General features: G+C 72.7%; 15 protein-coding genes and 1 riboswitch. Of the genes, 7 read left to right on the top strand and 8 right to left on the bottom strand.

Annotated elements, in window-relative coordinates:
* Positions 1 to 244 precede the first annotated feature (244 nt).
* The 5 genes from gcvP (at position 245) to ASD18_RS02195 (ending at position 5,716) form a co-directional block, all read left to right on the top strand.
* Positions 245 to 3,133, top strand: coding sequence for an aminomethyl-transferring glycine dehydrogenase (gcvP, locus tag ASD18_RS02215; protein WP_369817274.1), 2,889 nt, complete (start codon positions 245 to 247; stop codon positions 3,131 to 3,133).
* Positions 3,130 to 4,284 (top strand): glycine cleavage system aminomethyltransferase GcvT, encoded by a 1,155-nt coding sequence (gcvT, locus tag ASD18_RS02210; RefSeq protein ID WP_056086073.1) that lies wholly within the window; start codon positions 3,130 to 3,132, stop codon positions 4,282 to 4,284. The genes gcvP and gcvT overlap by 4 nt, the downstream gene beginning before the upstream one ends.
* 35 nt (positions 4,285 to 4,319) lie before the next feature.
* Positions 4,320 to 4,694 carry a glycine cleavage system protein GcvH gene (gene gcvH, locus ASD18_RS02205; protein ID WP_056086070.1) on the top strand — a complete coding sequence of 125 codons (375 nt, stop codon included), beginning with the start codon at positions 4,320 to 4,322 and terminating at the stop codon, positions 4,692 to 4,694.
* Positions 4,695 to 4,977: 283 nt separating this feature from the next.
* Positions 4,978 to 5,211, top strand: a complete 234-nt coding sequence (locus ASD18_RS02200; protein ID WP_056086066.1) for a helix-turn-helix transcriptional regulator — start codon at positions 4,978 to 4,980, stop codon at positions 5,209 to 5,211.
* A 79-nt stretch (positions 5,212 to 5,290) separates the two neighbouring features.
* Positions 5,291 to 5,716: a (deoxy)nucleoside triphosphate pyrophosphohydrolase gene (locus ASD18_RS02195; RefSeq protein ID WP_056086063.1), complete on the top strand. Its 426-nt coding sequence runs from the start codon at positions 5,291 to 5,293 to the stop codon at positions 5,714 to 5,716.
* A 45-nt stretch (positions 5,717 to 5,761) separates the two neighbouring features.
* On the opposite strand, the gene ASD18_RS20935 is transcribed toward ASD18_RS02195, so the two are convergent.
* The 7 genes from ASD18_RS20935 to ASD18_RS02165 form a co-directional block, all read right to left on the bottom strand.
* Positions 5,762 to 5,905, bottom strand: coding sequence for a hypothetical protein (locus tag ASD18_RS20935; protein WP_156387855.1), 144 nt, complete (start codon positions 5,903 to 5,905; stop codon positions 5,762 to 5,764).
* A gap of 105 nt (positions 5,906 to 6,010) precedes the next feature.
* Positions 6,011 to 7,174, bottom strand: a complete 1,164-nt coding sequence (locus ASD18_RS02190) for a MalY/PatB family protein (protein WP_200938431.1) — start codon at positions 7,172 to 7,174, stop codon at positions 6,011 to 6,013.
* 64 nt (positions 7,175 to 7,238) lie between these two features.
* The gene (metE, locus tag ASD18_RS02185; RefSeq protein WP_056086059.1) at positions 7,239 to 9,572 is read right to left on the bottom strand and encodes a 5-methyltetrahydropteroyltriglutamate--homocysteine S-methyltransferase; all 2,334 of its coding nucleotides are present in this window, start codon (positions 9,570 to 9,572) and stop codon (positions 7,239 to 7,241) included.
* A gap of 5 nt (positions 9,573 to 9,577) precedes the next feature.
* Positions 9,578 to 10,615: a methylenetetrahydrofolate reductase gene (locus ASD18_RS02180; protein WP_156387854.1), complete on the bottom strand. Its 1,038-nt coding sequence runs from the start codon at positions 10,613 to 10,615 to the stop codon at positions 9,578 to 9,580.
* A gap of 67 nt (positions 10,616 to 10,682) precedes the next feature.
* A riboswitch (SAM riboswitch) is annotated at positions 10,683 to 10,778 on the bottom strand.
* Positions 10,779 to 10,871: 93 nt separating this feature from the next.
* Positions 10,872 to 11,087: a hypothetical protein gene (locus ASD18_RS02175; protein WP_056086056.1), complete on the bottom strand. Its 216-nt coding sequence runs from the start codon at positions 11,085 to 11,087 to the stop codon at positions 10,872 to 10,874.
* Positions 11,088 to 11,159: 72 nt separating this feature from the next.
* Positions 11,160 to 11,762, bottom strand: coding sequence for a DNA-3-methyladenine glycosylase I (locus tag ASD18_RS02170; protein WP_056086052.1), 603 nt, complete (start codon positions 11,760 to 11,762; stop codon positions 11,160 to 11,162).
* A gap of 68 nt (positions 11,763 to 11,830) precedes the next feature.
* The gene (locus ASD18_RS02165) at positions 11,831 to 12,967 is read right to left on the bottom strand and encodes a TetR/AcrR family transcriptional regulator (protein ID WP_056086047.1); all 1,137 of its coding nucleotides are present in this window, start codon (positions 12,965 to 12,967) and stop codon (positions 11,831 to 11,833) included.
* Positions 12,968 to 13,049: 82 nt separating this feature from the next.
* Between ASD18_RS02165 and ASD18_RS02160 the strand changes: the two genes are divergently transcribed.
* Both ASD18_RS02160 and ASD18_RS02155 read left to right on the top strand, forming a co-directional pair.
* Positions 13,050 to 13,949 carry an ATP-binding cassette domain-containing protein gene (locus ASD18_RS02160; protein WP_056086044.1) on the top strand — a complete coding sequence of 300 codons (900 nt, stop codon included), beginning with the start codon at positions 13,050 to 13,052 and terminating at the stop codon, positions 13,947 to 13,949.
* Positions 13,949 to 14,731, top strand: coding sequence for an ABC transporter permease (locus tag ASD18_RS02155; RefSeq protein ID WP_056086041.1), 783 nt, complete (start codon positions 13,949 to 13,951; stop codon positions 14,729 to 14,731). The genes ASD18_RS02160 and ASD18_RS02155 overlap by 1 nt, the downstream gene beginning before the upstream one ends.
* On the opposite strand, the gene hrpA is transcribed toward ASD18_RS02155, so the two are convergent.
* Positions 14,725 to 18,879, bottom strand: a complete 4,155-nt coding sequence (gene hrpA / locus ASD18_RS02150) for an ATP-dependent RNA helicase HrpA (RefSeq protein ID WP_056086039.1) — start codon at positions 18,877 to 18,879, stop codon at positions 14,725 to 14,727. The genes ASD18_RS02155 and hrpA overlap by 7 nt on opposite strands.
* Between the last annotated feature and the right edge of the window lie 2 nt (positions 18,880 to 18,881).

The raw sequence follows: 18,881 nt of genomic DNA, 5'->3' as shown, positions 1-18,881 counted from the left end.
GACGAGGTCCCACCGACGGTGCAAGCCGGCGCGCCCCGACAGGCGGACCGGCAAAACTCTCAGGTTTGCACGTGCGTACGCGCGTGCAGGTGACAGAGCGGGGAGCCCACCCACCGTCCCGGCACGTCCGGACGACCCTGCGGAGCAGCCCGTGACCGATCTGAGCCAGTTGCACGACGCCGTCGTGAACGGTGTCCCTGCCCTCCACCTCGACGAGTCCCACGACGTCGTCGCGTTCACCAGCATCGAGCACACGCCGGCCGCCGAGGTGTTCGCGGACCGCCACATCGGCCCCCGCGGCGGCGAGACGGCGCACATGCTCTCGGTCGTCGGCTACCACTCGCTCGACGAGCTGGTCGACGCCGCCGTCCCCGCGAGCATCCGCACGGACCGCGCGCTGGACCTGCCCGCCGCGCGTTCCGAGGAGGACGTGCTCGCCGCGCTGCGCACCATCGCCGGCCGCAACCGCGTGATGACGCAGATGAGCGGCCAGGGCTACTCCGACACCATCACCCCCGCGGTCATCCGCCGGAACGTGCTCGAGTCGCCCGCCTGGTACACCGCGTACACCCCGTACCAGCCGGAGATCTCGCAGGGCCGGCTGGAGGCGCTGCTCAACTTCCAGACGATGGTCACCGACCTCACCGGTCTGGACCTGGCCAACGCGTCGCTGCTCGACGAGGCCACCGCGGTCGCCGAGGCGGTCGCGCTCATGTGGCGCGCGGCCCGCGGCAAGGCCGGCACGGTGGTGCTCGACGCCGACCTGTTCGGCCAGTCGCTCGCCGTCACGCTCGGCCGCGCGGAGGCCATCGGCCTGCCGGTCGTCGTCGCGGACCTCTCCGACGGACTGCCCGAGATCGAGGGCGACCTCATCGGCGTCGTCGTCCAGCAGGTCGGCGCCTCGGGCCGCGTCCGCGACCTCCGGCCGGTCATCGAGGACACCAAGGCGCGCGGCGGCCTGGTCACCGTCGCAGCGGACCTGCTCGCGCTCACCCTGCTCACCTCACCCGGCGAGCTCGGAGCCGACGTGTCCGTCGGCTCCGCCCAGCGCTTCGGCGTCCCGCTGTTCGGCGGCGGCCCGCACGCCGCGTTCATGGCCGTGCGCACCGGTCTCGAGCGCATGCTGCCCGGCCGGCTCGTGGGCGTCTCCATCGACGCCGACGGCGCTCGCGCCTACCGCCTGGCCCTGCAGACGCGTGAGCAGCACATCCGCCGCGAGAAGGCGACGAGCAACATCTGCACCGCCCAGGCGCTGCTGGCCATCGTGGCGTCGATGTACGCGGTCTACCACGGGCCTGACGGCCTGCGCGCGATCGGCGAGCGCGTGCACGCACGGGCGGCGGGCCTGGCCGAGCTGCTCGACGGGGTCGGCGTCACGGTCGAGCACGCCACGTTCTTCGACACGGTCCGCACCGTCGTCCCCGGGAAGGCGCGCGCGGTCGTCGCGCAGGCCGCCGAGGCCGGGGTCAACCTCTGGGCGCCCGACGACGACCACGTGCAGATCGCGTGCGACGAGCGCACCACCGACGACCACCTGCTGCGGATCGTGCTCGCCTTCGCGGCCGCCGGGGTGACCACCCTGGAGGCCGAGGAGGGCACGTACGCGTTCGGGTTCCTCGGCACCGACGGCTCCGACGCCCTCCCCGCCGGGCTGCGTCGCACCAGCGCCTACCTGCAGCACCCCGTCTTCCACCTGCACCGCTCCGAGACCGCGATGCTGCGCTACCTGCGCCGCCTCTCGGACAAGGACCTGGCTCTGGACCGCACGATGATCCCGCTGGGCTCGTGCACCATGAAGCTCAACGCCACCGCGGAGATGGAGCCGATCTCCTGGCCGGAGTTCGCCACCATCCACCCGTACGCCCCCACCGACCAGACCGAGGGCTACGCGGAGCTGGTCACGGAGCTCCAGGACTGGCTGGCGGAGATCACCGGCTACGCGGCCGTCTCCGTGCAGCCGAACGCGGGCAGCCAGGGCGAGCTCGCCGGGCTGCTGGCCATCCACGGGTACCACGCGTCCCGCGGCGACCAGCGCGACGTCTGCCTGATCCCCGCGTCTGCGCACGGCACCAACGCGGCGTCGGCGGCGCTCGCGGGCATGCGCGTGGTGGTGGTCGCCACGGCCGACGACGGCTCGATCGACCTGGACGACCTGCGCGCCAAGCTGGAGCAGCACGGCCCGAAGGTCGCGGCGATCATGATCACCTACCCCTCGACGCACGGCGTCTACGAGGAGGGTGTCCGCACCGTCTGCGACCTCGTGCACGAGGCCGGCGGTCAGGTCTACATCGACGGCGCCAACCTCAACGCGCTCGTCGGCCTGGCCCGTCCGGGCGAGCTCGGTGGCGACGTCAGCCACCTCAACCTGCACAAGACCTTCTGCATCCCGCACGGCGGCGGCGGACCCGGCGTCGGTCCGGTCGCGGTCGCGGCCCACCTGGCCCCGTTCCTGCCGGGCGACCCGACCCCCGCGTCGGCCACGACGAACACTGTCGCCCCGGTCAGCGCCGCCCCCTGGGGATCGGCCGGCATCCTGCCGATCTCGTGGGCCTACGTCGCGCTCATGGGTCCCGACGGCCTCAAGACGGCCACCGAGACGGCCGTCCTGGCTGCGAACTACCTGGCCACACGCCTGTCGGGCCACTTCCCCGTGCTCTACACCGGCCCCAACGGGCTCGTCGCGCACGAGTGCATCCTCGACCTGCGGGACATCACCAAGGACACGGGGGTGACCGCCGAGGACGTGGCCAAGCGCCTGATGGACTACGGCTTCCACGCCCCGACCCTGTCCTTCCCGGTGGCGGGCACGCTCATGGTGGAGCCGACCGAGAGCGAGGACCTGGCCGAGCTGGACCGGTTCGTCGACGCCCTGGTCTCGATCCGGGGCGAGATCGACGCCATCGAGGCCGGTCGGTGGCCGCTCGCCGACTCCCCGCTGCGGAATGCGCCGCACACCGCCGCGGCCTTGTCCGCCGACGTGTGGGACCACGCCTACCCCCGTGAGCTCGCCGCGTTCCCCGTGGCCGCGCTGCGCGAGGGCAAGTACTGGCCGCCCGTGCGCCGGATCGACGGCGCACACGGCGACCGGAACCTCGTGTGCTCCTGCCCGCCCATCGAGGCCTACGCCGAATGAAGGACGAGACCGTGGACGTAGAGAGCCCCCTGCACGCCGAGCACGTCGCCCTCGGCGCCGCCCTGACCAGCTTCGCCGGCTGGCAGATGCCCCTGCGCTACACCAGCGACATCGCCGAGCACACCGCGGTCCGCACGGCCGCCGGGCTGTTCGACCTGTCGCACATGGGCGAGATCGGGGTGGCCGGGCCGGACGCCGGCCGGTTCCTCGACCACGCCCTCGTCGGCAACCTGTCCACGCTGAAGCTGCTGGGTGCCCGCTACACCATGATCTGCGCGGAGGACGGCGGCGTCGTCGACGACCTCATCGTCTACCGGGACACCGAGGACACGTTCCTGGTCGTCGCCAACGCGTCCAACCACGACACCGTCCTGGCCGCGTTCGCCGAGCGCACGGCAGGCTTCGACGTGACCGTCGAGGACCTCTCCCCGCAGACGGCTCTCATCGCCGTGCAGGGCCCGCGCGCCCTGGAGATCCTGCGGGCGACGGAGGGGCTCGCCGAGGCCGGTCACGACGCCGAGACGCTGAAGTACTACGCCGCCATGCCGATGACGTTCCAGGGCGAGCCGGTCCTGGTCGCGCGCACCGGCTACACCGGCGAGGACGGCTTCGAGTTCTTCCTCGACGCGCCCCTGGCCCCCGCCCTGTGGCAGGCGTTCCTCGCGGCCGGAGAGCCGTTCGGGCTGGTCCCCGCCGGCCTGTCCGCGCGCGACAGCCTGCGCCTCGAGGCCGGCATGCCGCTGTACGGCAACGAGCTCGACCGGACCACCACCCCCCACGACGCCGGGCTCGGCCGCGTGGTGAAGCTGGACAAGGTCGACGCCGACGGCAACCCGCTCCCGTTCGTCGGCCGCGCCGCGCTCGAGGCCCGCGGTCAGTCGGAGCCGGCGCGTGTCCTGGTGGGGCTCGAGGGCCTCGGCCGACGGGCTGCCCGACACGGCTACCCGGTGAAGCACTCCACCGCCGCCGACGCTCCGACGGTCGGTACCGTCACCTCGGGAGCGCCCTCGCCGACCCTCGGCCACCCGGTGGCGATGGCCTACGTGACCCCCGAGGTGAGTGCCCCGGGCACGGAGCTGGCGGTTGACGTGCGCGGACGCTTCGAACCCGTCCGGGTCGTGGCTCTTCCCTTCTACCGCCGACCCCGGTAGACCAAGCCCTAGAGAAGTCGACAGGAGCCAGACACATGACAGCGGAGCTGCCCACCCACCTGCACTACACGGTCGAGCACGAATGGCTGGATGACGGCGCCCCGGCGACCGTCGGCATCACCGGGATCGCTGCGGACGCGCTCGGCGACATCGTCTACCTCGAGCTCCCTGCCGTGGGTGAGGAGATCACCGCCGGCGCGGTCGTCGGCGAGATCGAGTCCACCAAGTCGGTCTCGGAGCTGTACTCGCCGGTGTCCGGCACGGTCGTCGAGGTGAACCAGGCGGCCGTCGACGACCCGTCGGTGGTCAACTCGGACCCCTACGGACAGGGCTGGCTGCTCAAGGTCGAGGTCACCTCGACCGGGCCGCTGCTCACGTCCGAGGAGTACACGGCTCAGAACGCGGGCTGAACCCAGCGGGCAGCTGCACCGTTGCACCAGTGTCACGTGCGTTCGCGCGCGTCAGCCATTCGGGTGAAAACCCGCAGGTGCTCACGCGCTCGGCGTATCTGACTCAGCAGTCGACGTTCATTGTGGGTGGCACGCGCGATCGGGCGCATGGCGGGGGGGAACCCGCGCATGACGAGATTGCTGGAAGTGGCGTCATGGCTCACGACCAGCCCTCTCTCATCCGGTACGCAGCCCAGAGCGTGAGCCGGAACCCCCGGATCCACGCAGCACACCGGAGGACATCATGAGCATGTTGGAGACGAGCAGGACTGTCGGTGTCGCGAACGACGCACTCACGCGTCGCGAGCGCGTCGTGCTGGCGGAGCTCGCCGAGGACGTCACGCTGGAGGAGATCGCGACGCGCCTCTTCGTGACGAGGAACACCGTGAAGTCGCAGGTCCGCAGCGTGTACCGCAAGATCGGTGCCTCGACGCGCGCGGAGGCCGTCGCCTGGGCTATCGCGCACGGCATCCGCTGACCGTGCTCCGACGGCTCGAGACACCGGGCCGTCCCACTCTCGCCGGCCCCGCGTTGCGCGGGCCTGGCAGACTCACCGCATGACCTCACCCGTGCTCGTCGTGGCCGCCGCGATCGTCGACGACCTGGACGACCCTCGTGAGCTGTTGGCCGCGCGCCGGGCTGTGCCGGCGCGGCTGGCCGGCCGCTGGGAGTTCCCCGGCGGCAAGGTGGACGGCGACGAGTCGCCCGAGGACGCGCTGCACCGCGAGATCCGCGAGGAGCTCGGCGTGCGGATCGGCCTCGGCGACGAGCTCGTCGGTCCCGACGACGGCCTCTGGCGCCTGTCGGACGAGTACGTGATGCGCATCTGGCTGGCCGAGGTGGTCGAGGGCACGGCGGAGCCTCTCGTCGAGCACGACGAGCTGCGGTGGCTCCCCCTGCACCAGTGGCACGACGTGCCCTGGCTCGACGCGGACGTGCGCATCGTGGACAGGCTGGCGAGCCTGACCGTCCGCCTCGGCTGAGGCCGGTGGTGCCTGCCCCCTCCGGTGGCGGGTGCGCTGGCTAGATCACCAGCGGTGGTTGGCGTTCTTCATGCACGTCTGGCCGGTGCCGCGGCAGTAGCTGCACTCGCCCGACCAGCGCTTGCGACCGGCGCCGTCACACCGCTCGCACACCTGCACGGCGGCGCTGCACTCGTCGCACTTCACCATGTCGATCTCCCATTACGTCGTTGTACGGCCCTGCTGTGGGAGTGATCGGCACGTGCCCAGGGGGGACATGAGCCCGGGTGGGTGGCGGTTGGTCACGAATCGGTCTCAGTTCGCCAGGGCAAGAGCCGTGCGGCTGACGGCCTCGGTGAGGGTCGCGGTCGAGGCGGCCAGGTTCAGCCGGACGAAGCCGGTGCCCTCGACGCCGAACGTGAGGCCCTGGTTGAGGGCCACCCGACCGCGCTGCAGGGCGAGCCGTGCGGGGTCCGCACCCGCGCGCACCGCCGGCACCGCGCGCAGGTCCAGCCACGCGAAGTAGGTGGCCTCGGGAACCGCCCAAGCGGCCTCGGGCAGCGTGTCGGCGAGCAGACCGGCGAGCAGCCGCTGGTTCTCTCCGAGCCCGCGCAGGACCTCGTCCAACCACGGGCCGCAGTCGCGGAGCGCCGCGATCTGCGCGACGGCACCCAGGTGCATCACGCCGTGGCCGACCAGCTCCGGGAGACGGGCCAGGTCCTCGGCCGCCGCGGGACCCGGCACCGCGAGGGCGGCCCGCAGACCGGCCAGGTTGAACGCCTTCGACGCCGAGTGCAGGGCGATGGCGTCGGGGATCTGCGTCGTCGTCGGCACGAACTGCGGGGCCGAGCCGTCCGCCGCGGTGGGGATCAGGGGCGCGTGGATCTCGTCGGCGACGACCCGCACGCCGTGCCGGGCCGCGAGCTCGCCGACCGACCGCAGCTCGGCCGCCGTGTGCAGGGTGCCCGTCGGGTTGTGCGGGTGGCAGAGCAGGTACGCCGCGCGCCGCCCCTGCGCACGCGCGTGCGCGAACGCCTCCCCCAGCACGGCCAGGTCCAGCCGTCCGTCCGGGCACAGCGGAGCCGTGACCACCCTGCGGCCGGCGCGCTCGACGAAGCCCCGGAACGGCGGGTACACCGGCGGGTTGATGACGACGGCGTCGCCGGGACCGGTGAGCAGCCCGAGGACCTCGACGATCCCGAGCATGACGTCCGGCACCGTCCGGGTGGCCGGCACGTCCACGTCCCAGCCGTAGCGCTCGGCGGCGAACGCCGCGAAGGCCTCGGCGTACGCGGTGCCCTCCGCGTAGCCCGTGTCCCCCGAGCGCAGCGCGTCGGTGACCGCCCGGATCACGGGCTCCGGCTGGGGGACGTCCATCTCGGCGACGAACAGCGGCAGGACGTCCGGCGGGTAGTGCCGCCACTTCACGCTCGTCCGGCGACGCAGCTGGTCGAGCGGGACGGAGTCGAAGATCGTCACCCGACCGACCCTAGGACGCACGACGGCCCCGGACACCTGCTCGTGTCCGGGGCCGTCGGGTCGATCAGAGGGTGGCGCGCACCGCTCGCGTGGCCGCGAGGATGTGCTCCAGCGACGGGGCGACCTCCTCGTAGCGACGGGTCTTCAGGCCGCAGTCCGGGTTGACCCAGAGCTGGTCGACCGCGATGGCCTTGACCGCCTCGGTGAGCAGCTCCTCGACCTCGGACTCGCTGGGGACGCGCGGCGAGTGGATGTCGTAGACGCCCGGGCCGATCCCCCGCGGGTAGCCGGCCGCCGAGATGTCGCCGAGGATCTCCATCTTCGAGCGGGCCGCCTCGATGGAGGTCACGTCCGCGTCGAGCCCGTCGATCGCGCCGATGATCTCGCCGAACTCCGAGTAGCACAGGTGCGTGTGGATCTGCGTGTCGGGGCGGACGCCGGCCGTGGCCAGCCGGAACGAGCGCACCGACCAGTCGAGGTAGGCGGCGTGGTCCTCGACCCGCAGCGGCAGCAGCTCGCGCAGCGCGGGCTCGTCGACCTGGATCACGGCGATGCCGGCGGCCTCGAGGTCGGCGATCTCGTCGCGCAGGGCCAGGCCCACCTGGTTGGCCGTGTCACCGAGCGGCTGGTCGTCGCGGACGAACGACCAGGCCAGGATGGTGACCGGGCCGGTGAGCATGCCCTTGACCGGCTTCTCCGTGAGCGACTGCGTGTACGACGACCACTCGACCGTGATCGGCTTCGGCCGCGAGACGTCGCCCCACAGGATCGACGGACGCGTGCAGCGCGAGCCGTAGGACTGGACCCAGCCGTTCTGCGTCACGGCGAACCCGTCGAGGTTCTCCGCGAAGTACTGGACCATGTCGTTGCGCTCGGGTTCGCCGTGCACCAGCACGTCGAAGCCGATCTTCTCCTGCAGCTCGACGACGCGGCGGATCTCCGCCTTCATCTCCTCGTCGTACTGCGCCTCCGTCAGCTCGCCCTTGCCGAACGCGGCGCGTGCCGTGCGGATCTCGGTGGTCTGCGGGAACGAGCCGATGGACGTCGTCGGCAGCGGGGGCAGGTTGAGCCGGGCGGCCTGCGCGACCTTGCGCTCGTCGAACGAGCCGCGGCTGAACGCGTTCTCGCCGAGGGCGGCGACGCGGTCGCGGACCTCCGGGTTGACGACGCCGGGCGCGGTCCGGCGGGAGTTGACCGCGTCCGTGGCGGTGAGCAGCTGCTCGTGGATGGCCTCGCGGCCCTCGGTCAGGCCCTCGGCCAGGGTGACGACCTCGACGACCTTCTCGTCGGCGAACGCCAGCCAGGTCTTCAGGGTCTCGTCGAGGTTCGGCTCGTCCGTGAGCGTGTGCGGCACGTGGAACAGGGACGTCGACGTGCCGACCGTGACGGCGGCGGCGCCGAGGCCCTCGAGCTGCTCCAGGACGGCCAGCTTGGCGTCCAGGTCCGCGCGCCAGATGTTGTGGCCGTCGATCACGCCGGCGACCAGCGTCTTGGTGGACAGGCCGGGGACCGACTCGGCCGGCGCGTGGCCGCGGACCAGGTCGATGCCGATGGCCTCGACGTCCGTGGCGGCGAGGACCGGGAACGCCGCGCCGAGGTCGCCGTAGGGGGCCGCGACCAGGATGGCCGGGCGCTCCGGGCGGGTCAGCTCGGTGGCCAGGGCGCGGTACGCCTCGATGACGGACGCGAGCAGCTGCTCGGCCGGGACGGCGACGGAGTCGGAGACCAGCGCGGGCTCCTCCAGCTGCACCCAGGTGGCACCCGCGGCGGCGAGGTCCTTGAGCAGCTCGGCGTAGACCGGCAGCAGGTCCGCCAGGCGGTCGATCGGGGCGAAGCCCTCGGGGGCGTCCTCGGTGGCCTTGGCCAGCGCGAGGTACGTGACCGGGCCGACGATGACCGGACGCGTGAGGACGCCGTCCGCGAGGGCCTCGGTGAACTCGCGCACCGGGCGGGTGCTCGCGTAGCGGAAGGTGGTCTCCGGGCCGATCTCGGGGACCAGGTAGTGGTAGTTGGTGTCGAACCACTTGGTCATCTCGAGCGGCAGGTCGTCGCCGCGGCCGCGCGCCACGGTCGAGTACCCGGCCAGGTCGAGGGCGCCGTCGGCGCCGACGACGTCCGCGAAGCGGGCCGGCACCGCACCGACCACGGCGGTGGCGTCGAGCACCTGGTCGTAGAACGAGAACGCGCTCGGGATCGCCGGCACGTCGGTGGCCAGGCCGAGCTCGGCCAGCCGCGTGCGGGTGCGGCGGCGCAGCTCGGCGGCGGTCGCCTCGACCTCGTCGGCCGTCGTGCGACCGGCCCAGAACGCCTCGAGGGCCTTCTTCAGCTCGCGGCGCGGGCCGATGCGGGGGTAGCCGAGCACGGAGCTGGCGGGAAACTTCGGGCTGTTCTCGGTCATGTGGTTCAGTCCCTCGGGGGTCGGGCGGGTGCCGTGTCCTGCGGCCAGCTGGCCAGGTCGGGAGCTGTCCGAGCTCCGCCGTCGAGGTGTGCACCCTCGAGCAGGTCAAGTGCGGCGTGGTGCTGGTTGAACGTGTAGAGGTGGACGCCGGGTGCGCCGCCGTCCAGGACGCCGTTGACCAGGTCGACGCTGGCCCGGATGCCCCGCCGATGACGGTCGAGCTCGTCGTCGGCGGATCCGAGCAGGTCGATCAGGTCCTTCGGTACCGGGACGCCGGTCAGCTCCTGCACGCGCAGCAGCCGGGCCGGGTCGGTGGTCGGGATGATGCCCGGGATGATCGGGATGGTCACGCCGGCCTCACGGGCCTCCGCGACGATACCGAGATAGTCGTCCGCGTCGAAGAACACCTGCGTGATCGCGAAGTCCGCACCCGCCTGCTGCTTGGCCAGCAGCGACGCGACGTCCTGCGCGCGTGTGCCGCCCGTGGCGTGGTTGCCCCGCGGGAACGCCGCGACCGCGACGGACAGGGGTCGCACGCGCGCCCGCACCGCCTGCGACGGGCTGTCCAGGCACCGCTGCGCCTCGATCTCGCGCAGGAGCTCGACCAGCTCGCCCGCGGTCTGCAGGCCGTCCGGGTGTGCCTGCCAGTCGCTCTGGTCGGTGGGCGGGTCACCCCGCAGGGCGAGGAACGACCGCAGGCCCTCGTCGAGGAACTCCCCGACGATCGTCGTGATCTCCTCGCGCGAGGTGCCGACGCAGGTCAGGTGGGCGATCGGGTTGAGCGACGTCTCCTGCAGGAGGCGGCGGACCAGCGCGCGCGTGGTGACCCGGGTCTTGCCCGAGGCGCCGTAGGTGACCGAGACGAAGTCGGGGTGCACCGACTCGAGCTCGCGGATGGTGGCCCACAGGCGCGGAGCCGCATCGGGGTTCCGGGGCGGGAAGAGCTCGAACGAGATCGTCGGGCGGTCGTTCGCGTTCTGCGCCCGCCGGGCGGTCGCGGTGTGCAGCCCGGGGGTGCGGGGCTCAGCCACGGCTGCGCTCACGGCGCGACCGGCCGGGTCGTCGGCACCGCGGTGGTGCGGGGACACGTGTCCTGTGGGGGCATGACTCACTCCATCGCCCCTGGCGGAAGCACCCACACCCTCGCGAGGAGGGGGGTTGCTGCGGCGTCGTCGAGCCAGGTCTCTCGGCCGCTCTGGATGGTAGGCGCGATGGTAGTCCGCAGATCACATGCTGGGCAACAGTGATCGACCCGTGAGACGTCGCCGTCCGCGGGAGCATGCCTGGTTCGGCGGCCGTCTAGTGCGGGCGGCGCGGGACCAGGTTCGAGGAGCGCATGCGGCTGCGCTGGGACGGGACGTCGAACCACGAGTTCGGCGAGCCGGCCGGGACGGACAGCAGCCCGACCTGGACGGCCTCGAGGATCTCTGCGTCGGGGACGACGTTGTCCGTCAGCGCCTCGGCCGCCGCGCGCGCGGCATCACGCCGAACGTCGGGGTCGGGCATCTCCGTCATGGCGGCACTGTAGTCCGCAGGGCGCGCGGTGCCGAGAGGGCGGCCCGCACGATCACCCGCCAGAAGCAAATCTCACCCGGCGAGCGCTCCGGTGCCGGCGGAGCCCCACGCCGACGGGCACGTGGCCAGGTGGTCGTCGACGACCCCGCACGCCTGCATCGCCGCGTAGGCGGTGACCGGGCCGACGAACCGGAACCCGAGCGACTTCAGCTCCTTGGCCAGCGCGCGGCTCTCCGGCGTCTGCGCGGGCACCCCGGCCCAGCCGGCGGGGCGCTGGTACCCCGTCCGGTCGGGCGCGTGCGACCAGAGCACCTCGTCGAGCGTGCGTCCCGCCGCGTGCAGCTCGCGCAGGGCGCGGCCGTTGGCGATCGTCGCCTCGATCTTGGCGCGGTTGCGCACGATGCCGGCGTCGGCCATCAGGCGGGCCACGTCCTCGTCACCGAACTCCGCGACCACCTCCGGGTCGAAGTCCGCGAACGCCGTGCGGAACGCGGGCCTCTTGCGCAGGATCGTGATCCACGCGAGGCCCGACTGGAAGCCCTCCAGGGCGAGCCGTTCGTAGAGGGCGTGCTCGTCGTGGACGGGCTTGCCCCACTCCTCGTCGTGGTACTGCTCGTACAGCGGGGTGCCGTCGCCGAAGCAGCGGCCGGTGAGCGGGACGTCGGGCGAGGTCATGCGTCGAGTCTGCCCGGCGGGGCTGACAAGTGGGCGCCGCCTGTGCACGCGATGGGGCTGTGGGCGGCTCACGAGGCCAGGGCGATGAGCCTCTCGATCCCGTCGAGGATGAGCACGGTGCCGAAGTCCAGCTGGTCGTCCTCGGGCGCGTCCTCCGGGAAGGAGAAGGCCCCCGCGTTCGCTGCCCGGCGCAGTGTGGGGTGCTCGTCCGGGGAGGCGAGCATCGTGATGAGCTCTCCCAGGTCCGGCGGCAGGGCTCCCCCGGCGGTGGTGCCGACGGCCGCGGTGCGCCCGGCGCCGCTCAGCTCCTCGCCGATCCGCAGCTGGTCCAGGGTGTGCGAGGCGAGCAGGCCGATGGCTCCCACCTTCTGGTGCTCCGTCAGCGGGGTGCCGTCGAGCGCCGAGAGCATCGCCTCCATCCAGGCGAGCCGCCCGGGCCCGACCGCGTGCAGGACCGCGGACGCGCGCGCCAGCCACGGGTGCGCGCGCAGGATCGGCTGCTGGACGGCGAGGACCAGCTCGAGCCGTTCCCGCCAGCCGCCCACCTCGGGCCCGAGCACGGGCGGCCGCCCCGACGCCCGGTCGGACATCAGACTGAGCACCTCGTCCTTGGACGAGACGTACCGGTAGAGCGACATCGTGGTGAACCCGAGCGACTCGGCGAGCCGGGCCATGGAGACCGACTCGATCCCCTCGGCGTCGGCCAGCGCGATGCCGGCGTCGGCGATCTGCTCGAGCGTGAGGCCCGGCCGGGGTCCGGGTCGGCCGGGCGCCGGTGTGCGCCACAGGACGGCGATCCCGGGTGGGAGGTCCATCGGCGCGCCCTCGGAGCCGGCGACGCGCACGGCGTGCCGGCGCGCCTTCTCCGCCTCGCGCGCGGCCTGCTGCTGGGCCAGGGCCGCGGCACGCTGCGCCTTCTCGGCCTCCCGGAGCTGCCGGGCCGCCTCCTTGACCGCCTGCTGAGCGGCGCGCTCCTGCTCCTTGCGCCGGCGCTCCTCCTCCTTGGCGGCGTCCTGCAGCGCCTTCAGCCGGTCGCGCTCGCGACGCTCGACCTCCTTGCGAGCGTCCCGGTCGGCCTTCTCGAGGTCGCGCCTGGCGCGCTCGGCCGCCTTGGCCTCGGCCCGCTCGGCCTTCTCGCGGTCGCGTCGCAGCAGCTCGGCCTCGCGGCGGGCCTCCTCGGCCTCACGTGCCTCGTCGTCGTCCACGGCACCTCCTTGACCCGTGATCCTACAAGTGTGTATGAAGTACACACACAGTTTACGCCATACACAGAAAGCGAGAGTTGCGATGACTGCTTCTGTCGTCGTCGCCCGGGGGCTGCGCAAGTCCTACGGCGACCTGACCGTGCTCGACGGCGTCGACCTCGACGTCGGCAAGGGGGAGGTGCTCGCCCTGCTCGGCCCCAACGGCGCCGGCAAGACCACGACGGTGCGCATCCTGTCCACGCTCCTGAAGCCCGACGGCGGCACCGCGCACGTCGCCGGCGTGGACGTGGTGCGTCAGCCGGCGCAGGTCAGGGCGGCCATCAGCCTCACCGGGCAGTTCGCGGCGGTCGACGACCTGCTGACGGGCACCGAGAACCTGCACCTCATGGCGAGGCTCGCGCACCTGGGGCGCGCCGAGGTGCGCACCCGTAGCGCCGAGCTGCTCGAGCTGTTCGACCTCACCGACGCGGGCAAGCGCGTGGTCAAGACGTACTCCGGCGGGATGCGGCGGCGCCTCGACCTGGCCGTGGGTCTCCTCTCCCGGCCGCAGGTGGTGTTCCTCGACGAGCCGACCACCGGCCTCGACCCGCGCAGCCGGAACGACCTCTGGGACGTCATCCGCTCCGTGGTCGCGTCGGGCACCACCGTCCTGCTCACCACGCAGTACCTCGAGGAGGCCGACCAGCTGGCCGACCGCGTGGCCGTCATCGACCACGGCCGGGTGATCGCGGACGGCACCGCGCGCGAGCTCAAGCGGGCGGTCGGCTCGGCGCACGTCGAGCTGCGGCTCAAGGACGGCACCGAGGAGCGCATCGTCACGGACGGGTCCGTGCCCGACGTGCGGCGGATCCTCGCCGACGTCGAGCGCCGGGGGATCGACGTCGAGCACTGGGAGGTCCGCTCCCCCACGCTCGACGACGTCTTCCTCACCCTGACCGGCCGGTCCACCGAACCCGTCCTCGTCGCCTCCCGGGAGTCCTGATGACCACGCTCGCCCCTGCACCTCCGGCCCTCGGCTGGACCGCGCACGACACGACCGCGCTGATCGGTCGGTGCATCCGCCGGTCGCTGCGCCAGCTCGACACCGTCCTCATGGCGGTGATGCTCCCGGTGATCCTGCTGCTCCTGTTCGTCTACGTGTTCGGCGGCGCCATCCAGACCGGGGGCGACTACGTGAACTGGGTGGTCCCCGGGATCGTCCTGCTCACCGCGGGCTACGGCTCGTCGACGACGGCCGTCGACGTCGCCAGCGACATGACCGGCGGCATCATCGACCGGTTCCGGTCCCTGCCCATCCGCTCCACCGGGGTGCTCACCGGGCACGTCGTCGCCAGCATGGCGCGCAACGCGGTCTCGACCGCCCTGGTGATCGGCATCGCGTTCCTCATCGGGTTCGACGCGTCGGCGACCGTGTGGGAGTGGGTGGCCGCGATCGGTCTCATCGGGCTGTTCGTCCTGGCGCTCACGTGGGTGGCCGTCGCCATCGGGGTCGTCGCGTCCGGGCCGGAGGCGGCCAGCGGGTTCACGTTCGCGATCCTGTTCCTGCCGTACGTGTCCAGCGCGTTCGTGCCGCCGGAGTCGATGCCGTCGGTGCTGGAGGCCATCGCGACCTACAACCCGATCACCCCGATCACCGACACGCTCCGCGGGCTGCTGCTCGGCACCGGCGCGGGGGACTCGGCGCTCGCGGCCGTGGTGTGGTGCCTGGGGATCTTCGTGGTCGCGCGGCTGGCAGCGGCTGTGCTGTTCCGACGGGGTCAGTAGGCGGCGAGCGCCTTCTTGATGCGGGTGGTCGACACCGGGACGGGGGTGCCCAGCTGCTGGGCGAACAGGCTGACGCGGAGCTCCTCGAGCATCCAGCGGATCTCCGTCAGCCCCGCGTCCTGCGGGTGCTTCGCGACGAGCCGGCGGTAGAGCGCCTCGACGTCCTGCGCCTGCCACGCCAGGTCGGCGTCGCGCTGCGGGTTGTCCGCGGCCTTGACCAGCCGGTGCCGGGCCGCCCGCAGGTAGCGGGTCAGGTGCGGGAGCCGCGCGGCGCCGACCTCGCTGACGAACCCGTCGTGCACCAGCCTCGCCGCCTGGGCGCGGATGTCCTGGGCGGTGGCCAGCAGGGCGAGGCTCGACCGGGCGCGGATCTCCGCGTCCAGCTCGCGCCACGCCGTCAGGACGGCGACCAGGTCGGTGACGACGGCGAACACCGTGTCCTCGAGGCGGTCCCGCGTCGTCGTGCGCAGCGCACGGTAGGCCTCCGCGGTGCGGATGTTCGCCGCCGGTTCGGTCATCAGGCTCTCGATCGCGGCGAGCTGCACGTCCCTGACCAGCGCGTCCGTGCTCGGGTACGGGCTCGCGGCGAGCGTGAGGGCCTGCGTGCCGGTCCAGCGCGTGGTGATCCGGGCCTGCGCCAGGCCGACGTCGAGCAGGAGCAGACGGCGCAGCCCGCGACGCGCGGCCTCGGGGCGAGCGGACTCGTCGGCCAGCGCGCGGATCGCGACCGACTGCTCCTCCTCGACCAGGGACGGGAAGGCGCGGACGCGGCCGACCTCGACGACGTCGGGGAGCTCCGGCAGGTCGGCGGGCCAGGTGGTCAGGCCGGTGCGTTCGATGTCGATCGCGGGCGCGGGCGTCGGGGCGGGTGCCTCCGCGGGTGCCGCCTTGCGTGCCTCCTCCATCGCCGCGCGCACGGCGGTGCGGACGGCGTCGTCCACCGCCTTCTGCGTGCGGTCGGCGAGCCGTCGCTGCAGGACGAGCAGGTCCTTGCCCTCGTCCACCACTCCCCCGCGGTCACCCACCACGCGGAACGTCATCCGCAGGTGCGCCGGCAGGCGGTCGTCGTCGAACGCGTCCTCGGGGACGTCGACGTCCCGGAGCTCGCGGACCGCCCGGCGGAACACGTCCCGGAACGACGGAGCGGCGTCCCCCGCGCGGACGGTGTCCTCCCAGTCGGCGGTGTGCTCGGTGATCCAGGCGTCCACGCCGCGGGCGACGTCGGGCGCGGGGACCAGCTGGACACGGACCGGCTTGGGCAGGGAGCGGATCGTGGCGGTGATCAGATCCTCGCGCAGGCCCGGGACCATCCAGCCGAACCCCTCGGGCATCAACCGGGCGAGCGTCGACAACGGGATATGTACAGTCACGCCGTCGGCTTCTGTACCAGGCTCGAACTGGTACGTGAGCGGCAGGCGCAAATCACCCTGCGGCCAGCGCGACGGGAACGCGGACTCGTCGATCGCGCCGGCCTCGCCGACCAGCAGCTCGCGTGTGAAGGTCAGCAGGTCGGGGTCGTCGCGCCGGGCCGTCTTCCACCACTGGTCGAAGTGTCGGCTGGAGACCACGTCGTCCGGGACGCGCTCGTCGTAGAACGCGAAGAGGGTGTCGTCGTCGACCACCAGGTCCCGCCGGCGCGCGCGCGCCTCGAGGCCCTCCGCCTCCGCGAGCAGGCGCCGGTTCTCGTGGAAGAACTCGTGGTGGGTGGTCCACTCGCCCTGCACCAGCGCGTGCCGGATGAACAGCTCGCGCGCGTGCTCGGGGTCGACCTTGGAGAAGAGGACCCGGCGCTGGTTGACGATCGGGACGCCGTACAGCAGCACCTTCTCGAAGGCCGTCGCCGCACCCTGCCGCGTGGACCAGGCCGGCTCGGAGTAGGTGCGTTTCACCAGGTGAGCGCCCACGTCCTCGGCCCACTCGGGCTGGATGCGGGCGACGTCGCGGCCCCAGAGGCGGGAGGTCTCGACGAGCTCGGCGGCCATGACCCAGGCGGGAGGCTTCCGGGCCAGACCTGACCCGGGGAAGATCGCGAACCGCGCCCCACGGGCGCCCAGGTACTCGTTGCGGGCGCGTCGGTCAGGCCTTCCCTGCGTCCGACCCTTCCCCGTCGCAGAGACCTCCGTCGCCTCCTGCATCCCGATCTGCGACAGCAGCCCGGCCAGGATCGCGACGTGGATCCGGTCGCCGTCCCACTCGAGCTGGAGCCCGTCCGACTCGGTGGCCTGGCGCGGGGCGTTCATCATGATCCCCAGCGGCTTGGCCAGCTCGCGCAGCTGCGTCACCACGTCCTGCCACTCGCGGATGCGCAGGTAGTTGAGGTGCTCCGACCGGCACAGGCGGCGGAACGCGGACCCCGACAGGTCGCGCTGCTGGTCCTTCAGGTACTGCCAGAGGTTCAGGTAGCTGAGCAGGTCAGACGTGGGATCTGCGAACCGGGAGTGCGACAGGTCGGCCTTCTCGCGCTCGTCGGCCGGCCGCTCGCGCGGGTCCTGGATGGAGAGCGCGGCGGCGATGATCATGACCTCGCGCGCCACCCCACGGCGGCCGCCCTCGACGATCATCCGCGCGAGCCGCGGGTCCATCGGCAGCTGCGCGAGCGCCCGCCCGACGTCGGTCAGCCGGCCGTCCCCCAGCGCGCCGAGCTCGGTGAGCAGCTGCACGCCGTCGCGCACCGCGCGGGTGTCCGGGGGGTCGACGAACGGGAAGTCGCCGATGTCCTCGGGGGTCGTCGCCACCCCGACCGCGATCATCTGCAGGATCACGGATGCCAGCGATGTACGAAGGATCTCCGGCTCGGTGTACAACGGCCGCGCGTCGAAGTCGTCCTGCGAGTACAGCCGGATCGCGATGCCGTCCGCGACACGGCCGCACCGCCCGGAGCGCTGGTTCGCCGACGCCTGCGAGATGGGCTCGATCGGCAGGCGCTGGACCTTCGTCGCCTTGGAGTACCGGGAGATGCGGGCGGTGCCGGGGTCGATCACGTACCGGATCCCCGGGACGGTCAGGGAGGTCTCGGCCACGTTGGTGGACAGGACCACGCGGCGGTTCTGGTGCCGCTCGAACACCCGGTGCTGCTCGGCGGCGGACAGCCGGCTGTACAGGGGGAGCAGCTCGACGGCGCCCGGGGTGCGCGGGTCGCTGACGCGCGCGCCGAGCGACGAGCGGAGGGCGTCCTCGGCGTCCCGGATCTCGCGCTCGCCCGACAGGAACACGAGGATGTCGCCAGGCCCCTCGAGGCTCAGCTCGTCGACCGCCTCGCAGATGGCGGTCATCGGGTCGCGGTCCTCGGCACCCCGCTTCTTGACCGGCGCGCCCTCCTCGACGTCCGGCGACAGCGGCCGGTAGCGGATCTCGACGGGGTAGGTGCGTCCCGTGACCTCGACGACGGGCGCGGGCTGACCATCTGCGGAAGCGAAGTGCTTGGCGAACCGGTCGGAGTCGATGGTCGCCGACGTGATGACGACCTTCAGGTCCGGTCGTTGGGGGAGCAGCCGCGTGAGGTACCCGAGGATGAAGTCGATGTTGAGCGACCGCTCGTGGGCCTCGTCGATGATGAGCGTGTCGTACGCCCAGAGCATCGGGTCGCGCTGGATCTGGGCCAGCAGGATGCCGTCCGTCATCACCTTGACCAGCGTCGACTCGCTCGACTCGTCGGTGAACCGCACCTGGTAGCCGACGATCCCGCCCAGCGGAGCGTCGCCGACCAGCTCCTCGTTGATGCGCTCCGCGACGCTGCGCGCGGCGATCCGGCGCGGCTGCGTGTGCCCGATCTGGCCCGCGCGCCCACGGCCCAGCTCGAGCGCGATCTTGGGGATCTGGGTCGTCTTGCCCGAACCCGTCTCGCCGGCCACGACGACGACCTGGTGGTCGCGGAGCGCGTCGCTGATCTCGGCCCGACGGGCGCTGACGGGGAGCTGCTCCGGGTAGACGATCGGCGGGAGGTCGACGGCCTGCCGGATCGCGGCGGCCCGCGCGCGGCGGGCGGCGGAGCGGGCGGGGTCGTCGCGACCCGAGGACCGCCGACCCGACGAGCGTCGTGCCTGCTGCTCGGTCGCGTCCGGTGTCCGGCGCCCGCGACCCCGGCGCCTCGGGGGTCGCCCGCCACCGGACCCGGACGGGTCGGCGGGGGAGGGGGACGGCGCGCTCACGA

Origin of the sequence: Cellulomonas sp. Root137 (assembly GCF_001426725.1) — a bacterium.
In the GTDB taxonomy this organism is placed as follows: domain Bacteria; phylum Actinomycetota; class Actinomycetes; order Actinomycetales; family Cellulomonadaceae; genus Cellulomonas.
This window is presented reverse-complemented; position numbering and strand designations above follow the sequence as displayed.

Coding starts and splice junctions, on each gene's coding strand:
- ASD18_RS02155 (WP_056086041.1), top strand. CDS start 13,949: ATGACCACGCTCGCCCCTGCACCTCCGGCCCTCGGCTGGACCGCGCAC.
- gcvH (WP_056086070.1), top strand. CDS start 4,320: ATGACAGCGGAGCTGCCCACCCACCTGCACTACACGGTCGAGCACGAA.
- metE (WP_056086059.1), bottom strand. CDS start 9,572: ATGACCGAGAACAGCCCGAAGTTTCCCGCCAGCTCCGTGCTCGGCTAC.
- ASD18_RS02200 (WP_056086066.1), top strand. CDS start 4,978: ATGAGCATGTTGGAGACGAGCAGGACTGTCGGTGTCGCGAACGACGCA.
- ASD18_RS02195 (WP_056086063.1), top strand. CDS start 5,291: ATGACCTCACCCGTGCTCGTCGTGGCCGCCGCGATCGTCGACGACCTG.
- gcvT (WP_056086073.1), top strand. CDS start 3,130: ATGAAGGACGAGACCGTGGACGTAGAGAGCCCCCTGCACGCCGAGCAC.
- ASD18_RS02175 (WP_056086056.1), bottom strand. CDS start 11,087: ATGACGGAGATGCCCGACCCCGACGTTCGGCGTGATGCCGCGCGCGCG.
- ASD18_RS02160 (WP_056086044.1), top strand. CDS start 13,050: ATGACTGCTTCTGTCGTCGTCGCCCGGGGGCTGCGCAAGTCCTACGGC.
- ASD18_RS02170 (WP_056086052.1), bottom strand. CDS start 11,762: ATGACCTCGCCCGACGTCCCGCTCACCGGCCGCTGCTTCGGCGACGGC.
- ASD18_RS20935 (WP_156387855.1), bottom strand. CDS start 5,905: ATGGTGAAGTGCGACGAGTGCAGCGCCGCCGTGCAGGTGTGCGAGCGG.